This is a genomic window from Citricoccus nitrophenolicus (genome assembly GCF_047305825.1).
Classification (GTDB): Bacteria; Actinomycetota; Actinomycetes; order Actinomycetales; family Micrococcaceae; genus Citricoccus; species Citricoccus nitrophenolicus.
Genome location: NZ_CP063070.1, coordinates 2,676,675 through 2,689,718 on the forward strand (window position 1 = coordinate 2,676,675; position 13,044 = coordinate 2,689,718).

8 protein-coding genes are annotated in these 13,044 nt (G+C 69.2%); 5 read left to right on the plus strand and 3 right to left on the minus strand.

Annotated features, from left to right (window positions below):
• Nucleotides 1-239: 239 nt before the first annotated feature.
• From IMT31_RS12225 to IMT31_RS12245, 5 genes are all read left to right on the plus strand, one after another.
• Complete coding sequence (locus tag IMT31_RS12225) at nt 240-2,021, plus strand: L-lactate permease (protein WP_345359480.1); 1,782 nt, start codon at nt 240-242, stop codon at nt 2,019-2,021.
• Nucleotides 2,022-2,082: 61 nt separating this feature from the next.
• Entirely contained in the window at nt 2,083-2,793 is a 711-nt protein-coding gene (locus IMT31_RS12230; protein WP_345359483.1) for a FadR/GntR family transcriptional regulator, read from the plus strand.
• Between the two features lie 73 nt (nt 2,794-2,866).
• On the plus strand, nt 2,867-4,531 hold the full coding sequence (purH, locus tag IMT31_RS12235; protein WP_413542954.1) for a bifunctional phosphoribosylaminoimidazolecarboxamide formyltransferase/IMP cyclohydrolase: 1,665 nt from the start codon (nt 2,867-2,869) through the stop codon (nt 4,529-4,531).
• Nucleotides 4,532-4,544: 13 nt separating this feature from the next.
• Complete coding sequence (gene mgtE / locus IMT31_RS12240) at nt 4,545-5,921, plus strand: magnesium transporter (RefSeq protein WP_413542955.1); 1,377 nt, start codon at nt 4,545-4,547, stop codon at nt 5,919-5,921.
• A gap of 150 nt (nt 5,922-6,071) precedes the next feature.
• Entirely contained in the window at nt 6,072-8,294 is a 2,223-nt protein-coding gene (locus IMT31_RS12245) for an NADP-dependent isocitrate dehydrogenase (RefSeq protein WP_413542956.1), read from the plus strand.
• Nucleotides 8,295-8,386: 92 nt separating this feature from the next.
• Here IMT31_RS12245 and IMT31_RS12250 read toward each other — a convergent pair whose 3' ends face one another.
• The 3 genes from IMT31_RS12250 to IMT31_RS12260 all read right to left on the minus strand — a co-directional run bounded on the left by IMT31_RS12250 (nt 8,387) and on the right by IMT31_RS12260 (nt 12,971).
• A complete protein-coding gene (locus IMT31_RS12250) occupies nt 8,387-9,802 on the minus strand; it encodes an APC family permease (RefSeq protein ID WP_413542957.1) in 1,416 nt (471 codons plus the stop codon).
• A 141-nt stretch (nt 9,803-9,943) separates the two neighbouring features.
• Nucleotides 9,944-11,935 carry a glutaminase A gene (gene glsA / locus IMT31_RS12255; RefSeq protein ID WP_413542958.1) on the minus strand — a complete coding sequence of 664 codons (1,992 nt, stop codon included), beginning with the start codon at nt 11,933-11,935 and terminating at the stop codon, nt 9,944-9,946.
• Nucleotides 11,936-11,981: 46 nt separating this feature from the next.
• On the minus strand, nt 11,982-12,971 hold the full coding sequence (locus IMT31_RS12260) for an NAD(P)-dependent oxidoreductase (protein ID WP_413542959.1): 990 nt from the start codon (nt 12,969-12,971) through the stop codon (nt 11,982-11,984).
• Nucleotides 12,972-13,044 lie beyond the last annotated feature (73 nt).

Below are 13,044 nucleotides of genomic sequence, written 5' to 3' on the forward strand. Positions count from 1 at the left end.
CACGCTATCACCATGATCCGCGTCACACAATGACGACTCCGGGGGTTGATCCAACACCTCCCGGAGGGTTGACGAATGTGAGGTAAGTCATATAGCTTCTGTGGCCTGACCTCAGTGGTCAGACCACGTCTCACGACTTCACCATCCACCCACCCGCCCCGCCCATCCCGCTCACCCCGCTCACCCTGTACTCCCGGCCTGACAGAGGGGCGGGCGGTGCACCGGAAAGGACCACGACCGTGGACAATCTCGCCGTACTGAGCCTCCTGGCCCTCCTGCCACTGCTCCTGGTGGGCGTACTGTTGGCCGGCTTCCGATGGCCGGCCAAATACGCCATGCCCGTGGGCTACCTCGCCGTGGTGGCGGTGGCCCTGACCGTGTGGCAGATGAGTCCGGCGGGTGTCCTGGCCGCGTCCATCGAAGGCCTGATCGTGGCGCTGACCCTGCTCTACATCGTCTTCGGCGCACTGCTCCTGCTCTCGGCCCTCACGGTGGGTGGGGCCATGACCACCATCCGGGCCGGTTTCGACAACATCTCCACAGACCGGCGCGTGCAGGCCATCATCATCGGCTGGCTCTTCGGGTCCTTCATCGAGGGCGCGTCCGGGTTCGGCACCACGGCGGCAGTGGTGGCACCCCTGCTGCTGGCCATGGGCTTCCCTGCCATGGCCGCCGTCATGGTGGGCCTGATCGTCCAGAGCGCCCCGGTGAGCTTCGGAGCGGTGGGCACGCCCATCCTGGTGGGTGTGGCCGAGGGGCTGGGCGGCGATCCCGCCGTGGCCGAGCGGGTGCGCGTGTTGGGGCTGACCATGCCCGAGTTCGTCAGCTCGATCGGCTTCCAGGTGGCACTCATGCACGCCATGGTGGGCGTCCTCATCCCGCTCATCCTGGTGTGCATGCTCACCGGCGTCTTCGGGCCCGAGCGGCGCTTCCGCGACGGGCTGAGGATCTGGCCCTTCGCCGTCTACGCCTCCTTGGCCATGACGGTCCCCTCCGTGATCGTGGCCCGGTTCCTGGGGCCGGAGTTCCCCTCGCTGTTCGGCGGGCTGATCGGCCTGGTCCTGGTGATGTTCACATCCAGCAGGGGCTTCCTCATGCCCCGGGACACCTTCGACTTCGGGCCAAGCAGCCGTTGGTCCCCGCGCTGGACCGGCAACCTCGACCCCGAGAACGTGCCGCCCGTGTCCCGGAAGATCGGCCTGGTCCACGCCTGGGGGCCATATGCCCTGTTGGCCGGGACCCTGGTGCTGAGCCGGGTCGTCGCGCCGGTGAAGGACTTCCTGCTCAACCTCTCGGTCCCCTTCGAGAACATCCTGGGCACCGGGGTCAGCACCAGCATCGAGCCGTTCTACTCCCCGGCGTTCCTGCTCATCCTCGCGGCGGTCTTCGCCTTTCTGCTGCACCGGATGAACCGCAGCCAGGTCCTCCGGTCCCTGCAGGTCTCCGCCCGCCAGCTCGCAGGCACAGCGGTGGCCCTGCTGTTCGCCGTCCCGCTGGTTCGGGTGTTGATCCAGTCAGGGCCAGACCTCAACGACTCCGGACTGGGCAGCATGCCCGTGACGCTGGCTGAGGGGGCCGCCGCGATCTCCGGCGGCGCCTGGCCGTTGTTGGCTCCCTGGATCGGCGCCCTCGGCGCCTTCGTGGCCGGGTCCAACACCATCTCGAACCTGACGTTCTCGCAGTTCCAGTTCTCCACTGGAGCTCGGATCGGCGTGCCACCCGAACTGGTGGTGGCCGCACAGGCGGTCGGCGGCGCCGGCGGCAACCCGATCTCGATCCACAACATCGTCGCGGCGTCTGCCACCGTTGGCCTGCTGGGCCGTGAGGGGGATCTGCTGCGCAAGACGATCATCGTGACCACCTACTACTGCCTCGCCGGTGGCATCGTCGCCTACCTCTTCATCCACGGACTGGGCTTCAACGCGGGCACCATCATGCTGGTCCTGTTCCTCGGGGGGCTCGCACTGTTGGCCCGCTGGTTGATGCGTCACCACGTGCCGATGGCGGAACGCAGGGCCTGATCCGCCCAGGCCCGCCAGCGGCCCGTAGACTGGGGATTTCCCTGCCGACGAGGAGTGACCCGTGCCTGCCCACCGCGCCTACACCGTGATCCTCGCCTGGCTCGAGGACCAGCTGCGCTCGGGTGCCGTGAAGGTCGGGGACAAGTTGCCGGGAGAGCGTCAACTGGCCGAACAGTTCGGGATCTCCCGGGCCTCGGTCCGGGAGGCGGTCCGGGTGCTGGACGCCATGGGACTGGTCCGCTCGGCCACCGGATCCGGCCCCACGGCCGGGGCCGTGCTGATCTCCGAGCCGTCCGTGGCGCTCGCCTGGGCCCTGCGGATGCACATCGCCACCCGTGCCCTGCCGATCGGGGACATCGTCCAGGCGCGATTGCTGCTGGAGACCCAGTCCGCCCTCGAGTCCGCGGCGCGGCCGGACAGCCCGGACCGGCAGGCCGTCCTGGGGGAGGCCTCCCGGCTGCTGGACGAGATGGATGCCCCGGAGCTGCCGGCGGATCAGTTCCATGCCAGCGATGCCCAGTTCCACATCCTGCTGACCTCCCTGGCCGGCAACCTGGTGGTGGAGACCATGATGGCGTCCCTGCGCGAGGCCACCATCGGGTATGTCCAGGAGACCGTCTCCGGCCTCGACTCGTGGCCGGAGGTCAGTTGCACCCTCCAGGGCCAGCACCGCGTGATCCTGCAGGCCGTTCAGGAACGCCGCGGCCAGGATGCGGCGGAGGCGCTGCGCGAGCACATCACGTGGTTCTTCGGGTTGAGCGAGCCCCACTGATTTCCGGCGGGCCTACACTGGATCTGGCGCCGGGCCGGCGTCGTCCCCGTCCCCGAATCCAGGAGTACCCGACGTGACCATCCAGCTCGACCGCGTCCCGCTCAAGCGGGCCCTCATCTCCGTCTATGACAAGACCGGTCTGGAGGAGTTGGCCACGGGGCTGCACGCCGCCGGGGTGCAGATCGTCTCCACGGGATCCACCGCGAAGCGGATCGCCGGCGCAGGGGTGCCGGTGACCGAGGTGTCCGAGGTGACCGGGTTCAAGGAGTGCCTGGACGGCCGCGTGAAGACCCTGCACCCGCTGGTCCACGCCGGCATCCTGGCGGACCGCCGCCGGGAGGACCACGTGGCCCAGCTGGAGGAGTTGGACATCCAGCCCTTCGACCTCGTGGTGGTGAACCTCTACCCCTTCGTGGACACCGTCCGCTCCGGTGCGGGCCAGGACGACGTCGTCGAGCAGATCGACATCGGCGGGCCGTCCATGGTGCGCGCCGCCGCCAAGAACCATCCGTCCGTGGCCGTCGTGGTGGATCCCGCGCGGTACGGCGACGTGGTCTCCGCCGCCCAGCAGGGCGGCTTCGAGCTGACGGCACGACGCCGGCTCGCGGCCCTGGCCTTCGCCCACACCGCGGCGTATGACAACGCCGTGGCGGCCTGGACGGCCGCCCAGTTCGGGGATGAGGCCGAGCAAGACCTCTTCCCGCCCTATGCCGGGGTCACCCTGCAGCGGGCGGAGTCGCTGCGCTACGGCGAGAACCCGCACCAGAAGGCCGCTCTCTACGTGGAGGACGGCGCCGCACCGGGTATCGCCCAGGCCGAGCTGCTGCATGGCAAGCCCATGAGCTACAACAACTACGCCGACGCCGATGCGGCCCTGCGCGCCGCGTTCGATTTCGAAGCGCCCGCGGTGGCCATCGTCAAGCATGCCAATCCCTGCGGCGTTGCCGTGGCCCAGGACGGCGAGGACATCGCCGCCGCGCACCGCAAGGCCCACGAGTGCGACCCGGTGTCCGCCTTCGGCGGGGTGATCGCCGCAAACCGCGAGGTCACCACCGAGATGGCGGCCACGGTCAAGGACATCTTCACGGAGGTGGTCATCGCCCCGTCCTTCACCCCGGAGGCCCTGGAGGTCCTCTCCGCCAAGAAGAACATCCGTCTGCTGCGCCTGCCGGCCGGCTACGCCCGGGACACGGTGGAGTACAAGCAGGTCTCCGGTGGGATGCTGCTGCAGGCCCGGGACGCGGTGGACGCAGCCGGTGACGATCCCGAGACCTGGACCCTCGCCGCCGGTGAGGCCGCCGATCCGGACACCCTGGCCGACCTCGCCTTCGCCTGGCGGGCCGTGCGCGCGCCGAAGTCCAACGCCGTGCTGCTGGCCTCCGGCGGGGCGACCGTCGGGATCGGCATGGGTCAGGTCAACCGCCTGGACTCCTGCCGCCTGGCCGTGGAGCGGGCCAACACCCTCGGCTCCGTGACCACCGGTGCCCAGGAGATCACCTCGGCCGGAGGCGCCGAGAACGTCTCCGGTGACGGTGCCCCCGAGCGGGCGCGCGGATCGGTCGCGGCCTCCGATGCCTTCTTCCCCTTCGCAGACGGTCTGCAGATCCTGCTCGACGCGGGCGTGCGGGCCGTGGTCCAGCCGGGTGGCTCCGTCCGGGACGAGGACGTGGTGGCGGCCGCCAACCAAGCGGGGATCACCATGTACTTCACCGGAGCCCGCCACTTCTTCCACGGCTGAGCCCCGGCACCAGATGGCTCAGCAGCCCGCCGATCCCAGCTCGCGGCACCTCCTCGAGGCGCAGATCCGTGTGGATCTGCGCCAGGACGATCTCGAGGCCGCGCGCCGGGGACTGCGCCAGCTGACGCCGTCCCAGGCCGGGCGGTTTCTCGGCCGGACCGAGCCCGGTGGCCAGGCCGTGGTCTTCCGGCTCCTGGAACGGAGTACGGCGGTGGACGTCTTCGCCGCGCTCGAACCGCGCCAGCAGTCCCAACTGGTCAACGGACTGCAGGACGAGGACGTCCAGGTCATCTTCGCGCAGCTGCAGGCCTCCGGACAGGCACGGTTGCTCGACGAGGTGCCCGCCGAGGTGGCCCAACGACTGCTGGGTACCCTGGGCCACGAGCAGCGGGAGGCCGCGGGGAGGATCCTGGGATATCCCGCCGGTTCCGTGGGCCGCAGGATGGGCCCCGTGCTCGTGGAACTTCGCCCCGAGATGACCGTCCGAGAGGCTCTGCAGGTGCTCCGTGACTCCGGGGTGCCCCGGGGGCGGCTCCGTCGTCTGGTCAGCCTGCCGGTGGTCGGAGGCGGGCACCGCCTGCTGGGGATGGTGGAGCTGACGCTGCTGTCCAGTGCAGGTGAGGGGGCCGTCGTCGCCGATCTGATGGCGGAGGACCTCGAGACGGTGTCCACCACCGAGGACGATGAGACGGCTGCGCGCCGACTCTCCGAGGAGAACCTGCTGGCACTGCCGGTGATCGACGAGACCGGACGGATCGTCGGGGTCCTGACCCTGGCGGATGCCGCCCGGATCCTCGCCGAAGAGGAGACCGAGGATGCGGCACGCTCGGGCGGCTCCGAACCGCTGGCTCAGCCCTACCTCTCCACCCCCGTGCGGAACCTTGTCCGCTCGCGCGTGGTGTGGCTGCTGGTCCTCGCCGTGGGGGCCACGCTCACGGTGCAGGTGTTGGAGGTCTTCGAGTCCTCACTGGAGCAACTCGTGGTGCTCTCCGTCTTCATTCCCCTGCTGATCGGCACCGGTGGCAACACCGGCAATCAGGCCGCCACCACGGTGACCCGTGCCCTCGCCCTGGGTGATGTCCGGCCCCGGGACGCGCTGCGGGTGCTGCGCCGTGAGTTCGTGGTGGGACTGAGCCTGGGTGCCCTGCTGGGCCTGGTGGGCCTGGTGGTCGCCGGACTCGTCTACTCCTGGTCGATCGGCCTGGTGATCGGCCTGACCCTGCTGTCCATCTGCACCCTCGCGGCCTCGGTCGGTTCGCTGATGCCGATGGTGGCCCGGCGGCTCAGGGTGGATCCGGCCGTCTTCTCGAACCCCTTCATCTCCACGGTGGTGGACGCCCTGGGCCTGATCGTCTACTTCCTGATCGCCCGCGTGCTGCTGGGCGTCTGAGCGGCGGCCGAGGCGCTGACACCCGAGGCGGCATGGTCCGGTCACGATGGGCGTCAGGGCCGATGACTCCGGTAGATTGGGGGCCGATTGACCCATCACCACGACTCGGGCCGTGCCCACCGGCGCGCCCTGCGAGGAGACGCACGCTTCATGTCGAAGATCATCTACACCTATACCGACGAGGCTCCCATGCTGGCCACCGGCTCCCTCCTACCGCTCGTGGAGGCCTTCGCCTCGACGGCCGGGGTGGGAATGGAGACCCGGGACATCTCCCTGGCGGGCCGCATCCTCGCCGCATTCAACGATGTGCTGCCGGCGGACCAGAAGGTCAACGACTCCCTCGCCGAGCTCGGTGAGCTGGTCAAGTCCGACGACGCCAACGTCATCAAGCTGCCGAACATCTCCGCCTCGGTGCCGCAGCTGAAGGCCGCCGTGGCCGAGCTGCAGGCCGATGGCTTCGCCCTGCCGGCGTACCCCGACGAGCCGAAGACCGCCGAGGAGAAGGACGCCCGCGCGCGCTATGACTCGGTCAAGGGCTCGGCCGTGAACCCGGTGCTGCGCGAGGGCAACTCGGACCGCCGCGCGCCGAAGGCCGTGAAGAACTTCGCCAAGAAGCACCCGCACTCGATGGGCGCGTGGTCCACCGACTCCCGGACCAACGTGGCCACCATGGAGGCCGACGCCTTCTTCCACAACGAGAAGTCCGTGGTGATCGACGAGGACGGCACCCTTCGCATCCAGTTCGTGGACGGCTCCGGTGAGAAGACCGTGCTGAAGGACGACTTCCCGGTGCTCGCGGGCGAGATCGTGGACGGCACCTTCCTCTCCGCGAAGGCCCTGGACGAGTTCCTCGCCGCCCAGATCGCCCGGGCCAAGGAGGAGGGTGTGCTGTTCTCCACCCACCTCAAGGCCACCATGATGAAGGTCTCCGACCCGGTGATCTTCGGTCACGTGGTCAAGGCCTACTTCCCGTCCCTGTTTGAGAAGTACGGAACCCAGTTGGAGGCCGCCGGGCTCTCCGCCAACAACGGCCTGGCAGCCATCCTCTCCGGCCTGGAGATCCTGGACCCGGAGGTCGCCGAGGGCGTCAAGGCCGAGATCGAGGCCGGCTACGCCAACGGTCCGGACCTGGCGATGGTGAACTCCCACAAGGGCATCACCAACCTGCACGTGCCCTCGGACGTGATCGTGGACGCCTCCATGCCGGCCATGATCCGTACCTCCGGGCACATGTGGAACCAGGACGACCAGGAGCAGGACACCCTGGCCGTGCTCCCGGACCCCTCCTACGCCGGCGTGTACCAGGTGGTCATCGACGACTGCCGGGCCAACGGAGCCTTCGATCCGACCACCATGGGCACCGTCCCGAACGTGGGTCTGATGGCACAGAAGGCCGAGGAGTACGGCTCCCATGACAAGACCTTCATCCTCGAGGCCGCCGGTACCGTGCAGGTCGTGGACGGCTCCGGCGCGGTGCTGATCGAACACCAGGTGGAGGCAGGGGACATCTGGCGCGCCTGCCAGACCAAGGACGTGCCGGTGCGTGACTGGGTCAAGTTGGCCGTCACCCGCGCCCGCGCCTCCCAGACCCCGGCCGTGTTCTGGCTGGATGAGAACCGGGCGCATGATGCCAACGTGATCGCCAAGGTCAACGAGTACCTGGCCGAGCATGACACCGAGGGCCTGCAGCTGGAGATCATGGCCCCCGAGGCGGCCACGGACTTCACCCTGGAGCGCCTCCGCCGCGGCGAGGACACCATCTCCGTCTCCGGCAACGTGCTGCGCGACTACCTGACGGACCTGTTCCCGATCCTCGAGCTGGGCACCTCAGCCAAGATGCTCTCGATCGTCCCGCTGATCAACGGCGGCGGCCTGTTCGAGACCGGTGCCGGCGGATCGGCCCCGAAGCACGTGCAGCAGTTCGTGGAGGAGAACCACCTGCGCTGGGACTCCCTCGGCGAGTTCCTGGCCCTGGCCGTCTCCTTCGAGCACGAGGCCGTCTCCCACGGCAACGCCCGCGCGCAGGTACTGGCGGACACCCTGGACCGCGCCACCGGCACCTTCCTCGAGGAGGGCCGCAGCCCGTCCCGCAAGGTCGGCGAGATCGACAACCGCGGCTCACACTTCTACCTGGCGCTGTACTGGGCCCAGGAGCTGGCGAAGCAGACTGATGACGCGGAGCTGGCCTCCAAGTACACGGAGATCGCCGCGGACCTGGCCGAGAACGAGCAGACGATCGTGGACGAGCTCGCCGCCGTCCAGGGTGCTCCCGTGGACATCGAGGGCTACTACAGCCCGTCCAAGGAGCGCGTCTTCGAGGCCATGCGGCCCTCCGCCACCCTCAACGCGATCGTGGCGAAGCTGGCCAAGTAGGACCCTCCTGGGCCCAGTGGTCAGAAGAGGCCCGTTCTCCCCGGAAATCCGGGGCGGAACGGGCCTCTTCTGACCTGCAGTTGCGGACGGGGTCAGCGACCGGGCGGGCGGGGCCGCAGGTCATCCTCCTCGCCGATCCTGGAGTCGCCCACCGGCGTCCCCCGTTGCCGGTGGGCGGCACGGTTGATGAAGTACGTGAGGATCCAGAGCAGGACCCCGAGCACCATGAGGCCACCGGCGATCTGGTAGACCACGGGGTCCCGGTCCACCCAGGGGCCCACCAGGTACAGGGACAGGACCGCCGCCAGATACGGCAGCAGCCGGGGGGACTGGAACGCCCGGCCGGACTCAGCGTCCGGGCCCCGACGGCGTCGCAGCACGATGCACGCCACGTTCACCACGGAGAAGACGCACAGCAACAGCAATGCGGTGGTGCTGGAGAGGTTCGTGACGATGTTGCTCTCCGGATCGGACGTGACGTGCCAGATCAGGAACAGGGCGAGCAGGGTCGTGAAGAGGATGGCGACCCAGGGCGTCCGGCGCCGTGGCAGCACCTTGCCGAGGGTCCGCGGCAGCACGTTCTGCTTGGCCATGCCGTAGACCAGTCGGCTGGCCATCAGCATGTTGATCAGGGCGGTGTTCGCCACGGCGAAGACGGCCAGGAACGGGAAGACCCGGTCCACCGGGAAGTCCGGCGAGCCCTTCGCGACGACCTCCAACAGGGCCCGGCCCTCGGCCTCGCCGATCCGGGCCAGCTCCGTGGGAGAGAGCACCGCCACCGCGGAGACGGCCACCAGCATGTAGAAGAGGACCGCGATCCCCAGGCCGGTCAGCATGGTCCGCGGGAAGATCCGCACCGGGTCCTTGGTCTCCTCGACCATGTTCACGGAGTCCTCGAAGCCCACCATGGCGAAGAAGGCGATGGAGGTGGCTGCGGTGACGGCCAGGAACAGGCCCTTCTCGTTGTTGTCCTGGAACACGAAGATCTGGCTCAGGTCCGAGCCACCCTGGGCCATCGCGAAGAACCCCACGCCGATCACGATGCACAGTGCCGTGACCTCAACCAGGGTCAGGATCACGTTGAACTTGATGGACTCGCCCACGCCGCGGAGGTTGATCAGGGCCAGCAACACCATGAAGCCCAGGGCCAGCGCGGTCACGGCCCCCTGGTCCACGGGGCCCATCCAGCCGTTGACCTCCAGCCCGCCGAAGAAGTTCTGGGCCAGGACGTTGGCGGAGGTCGAGGCGCTGGTGATGCCGGAGCAGACCACGGCGAAGGCCACCAGGAACGTGATGAAGTGGATGCCGAAGGCCTTGTGCGTGTAGAGCGCGGCACCGGCGGCCTGCGGGTAGTGCGTGACGAGCTCAAGGTAGGAGAAGGCCGTCAGGGTGGCCACGGCGAACGCCAGGAGGAAGGGCAGCCAGAGGATGCCGCCCACCATGCCCGCCATCTCGCCGGTGACGGCGTAGATGCCCGCGCCGAGCACGTCGCCCACGATGAACAGCAACAGCAGCTTGGGGCCCAGGTCACGTTTGAGTTCCCCTCGCCGGCCTCTGCGGGGGCGTTGTCCTGATCCGTGCCGGTGGTGCTCATGGTGGGCAGTCTGGCCCCGGTCACGGCACAGGGTCAATGTCCAAGGCGAAGTGCCCTATTCGTAGCGTGCGCCGGACTCCCGGCTCATCTGCTCCACAGAGGTGTAGGCGTCCCGGGCCAGGGCGGACCACAGTTTGATGGCCAGCTGCGGGTCCGATTCCTCGAGGGCGGAGATCACCTGGGCCGTGAGCACGCGCGTGGTCACCGGGCCCACGGCACGGACGGTCGTGAGCTGGCGCCCGGCCTGTCCCAGGGCGATCTCCCCGAAGATCATCCCGGGAGACAGGTAGGCCTGCCGGTATCGGCGGCCCCCGGAGCCCTGGCCCATGAGCTCGACCTGACCGGAGGTGATGAAGTAGATCCCCCCGAAGGGCTGGCCCGTGCGGCGGATGACCTGCCCGGCCCGGTAGCTCCGGGGCTCCATGAACGCGGCCAGGGTGTGGGCGTCCTCCTCGCTGAGCCTCTCCAGCAGTGGGGACAGCGTGGGCTCCTGGTTGCCGGTGGGCACCAGCTCGGGCGCGTGGCCCGCCAGCAGCCGCTGTTCGATCCACTCCAGGGCGAGGGACCGGGAGAGGAACAGCCGGAACTGGGGCTCGTCGTCGGCGGCGACCTCATCGGTCAATTGCGGTTCAGAGGGGGCCAGGTCATAGACCGCCGAGTCCTGGGTGTGGGCGTCCACCGCGGCCGGAGACTCCTCCGGCGTCGGTCCGGACGAGGGCCAGACGGAGGTCTCCGGCAGGGGGTCCGGCAGGGGGCCGTCCTCAGACTCAGCGGCGTGGGCCAACAGCGATCGGGTCAGGGCCTCGTCATCATCCAACAGGATCAGGTTGCGGCCAGCTGTCAGGAAGCCCCGCACCACTTGGGTGAGCAGACGTGCGGCGGCCTTGCCGAAGTCATCCACCTTGCGCACGTCCACCACCAGGGTGCGGACGGACTCGTCCAGCTCCAGGGCGGCGCGCGTCAGGGTCTCGGCCTCGGCGAAGCCGATGTCCCCGCCGACCTCGATGATGCGGCACTCGTGGCCGTACTTCTCCAGGACCTGCAGCGCCTCCACGCTGCGGGGCACGGAGGAGGGCGCCTCAGACAGGTCGTAGCGGGCCCGCACGGTGGACCGGCCCAGCGGCGGGACATCGCCGTAATGCAGGCCGAAGTCCTGGGCGATCTGCGCGATGGCCAGGCTGCCACGCACGGACGTGCCGTGATCGTCCAGGGGCGGAGAGAACACCCCCACGCCCATCTGACCGGGCACCACCACGAGTAGTCCACCGCCCACGCCGGATTTGGCGGGCAGGCCGATCTCGATGGCCCACGTGCCGGCGTCGTCGTACATGCCGCACGTGGACATCACGGACAGCACCCAGCGGACCACGCGCGGGGCGAAGACGCGCTCCCCGGTGGCCGGGTTCACGCCCTGGTTGGCCAGGGTGGCGGCCATCATGGACAGGTCCTTCGCGGTGACCAGGATGGAGCACTGCCGGAAGTAGTCCTGCACGCTGGGCTCGGGATCGGTCTCGAGGATCCCGAAGGACCGCAGCAGCCAGGCCAGGGCCCGGTTGCGGTGGCCGGACCGATCCTCGGCCTTGAAGACGGACTCGGACACCTTGAGCTCGCGTCCCGCGGCGTCCGAGAACGTGTTGACGATCCGGCCGATCCTGTCGCGGCCACCCCGTCCCTTGATGAGGGAGGTGGTGGCGATGGCGCCGGCATTGATCATCGGGTTGTCCGGTCGGCCCGTTCCGGCCTGCAGGGAGATCTCGTTGAACGGGTCCCCGGAGGGTTCCACGTCGATCTTCTCCTGGACCCTCTCCGGGCCGAGGTCCTCGAGGGCCATCCCGTAGGTGAAGGCCTTGGAGATCGACTGGAGGGAGAACGTGTGGTCTGCGTCCCCGGCCGCGTAACAGTGGCCCTCCACCGTGGTCAGGGCCAGCCCGAACAGGGACGGATCCATGGACGCGGCAGAAGGCACCGCCTGATAGTTGGTGCCCTGATCATGGGGGCGAATCTGCTCTACCAGCCGGTCGAGGTACTCCTGCACGGGCGATCTCATACCCTCAGCCTAAGGGGACTCAGCGGGGGGACGGCACGGCCATCCCTCAGTACCCGGCGTCGGCGTCCACCTGCCCCTCGAGGGTCTCCCCGGCGGCACGGGCGAAGAGGTTCCGGACAGTCCGCGCATTGATCAGCGGGATGCACATCTCAGGGGTATCGGCGGTGTGGGGCGTGATCAGGCACCGCGGCTCGGACCAGAGTGGGTGACCGTCCGGCAGGGGCTCCGGGTCGGTGACGTCCAGACCCGCCGCGCGGATGCGCCCGGCCGCCAGGGCCTCCACCAGGGCCTCCGTGTCCACCAGGGTGCCGCGGGCGATGTTCACCAGGATGGCGTGCTCCGGGATCAGCTCCAGTTGCCGCGCCCCGATCATGCCGCGGGTCTCCTCTGTGGCCGCGGCGGCGACCATCACCACGTCCGCGCCGGGCAGGACCTCGTCCATCCTGTCCTGGGTGACCGTGCGGTCCGCGCCGGGCACCTCGCCCGCGGAGCGCCGCACCATGGTGACGGTGGTGTCCCAGGTCTTCAGCAGCCGCAGGTACTCGCGGGCGATCCCGCCCCCGCCGAGTATCACGCAGTTCAGGCCGCTGAGGGTGGTCCCGGCGCCGACGCCCCAACTGGTGGCGCGGACACGCTCGGGCAGGTGTCGGAGCAGCGCCAAGGTCAGGGCCAGGGCATGTTCGGCCACCGGCGGGGCGTACACGCCCTTGGCCGAGGTCCAGTTGATGTCCCGGCGGTCGCGGATCGTGGGCACGTACCGCTCGATTCCCGCGAACGGCAACTGGACCCAGCTGATCCCCGGATTGGCCTTCAGGACGGCCAGCACCTCCTCCACCGGCACGGGGAAGATCATCACGAGGGCTGTGGCGCTGCCGTCGCCGTGGGGCGCCTGGGCGTCGTTCGGCACCACGTGGCCCCCAGCGTCGGCCGCGGCCTGCGCCGGTTCGGCATGGGCCTCGCGGTGGGGGCCCTCGGCGCGGGCATCCGCCGGGGGGTAGAACAGCACCCGGTCGGGGCGCGTCGTCGCATCAGTCATGCGGCCATGCTGTCACAACTGGTGGCGAAGGGAAGGCCTTGTTGAGGCCACCAGGGGTCCCTAGGGTCAGGAT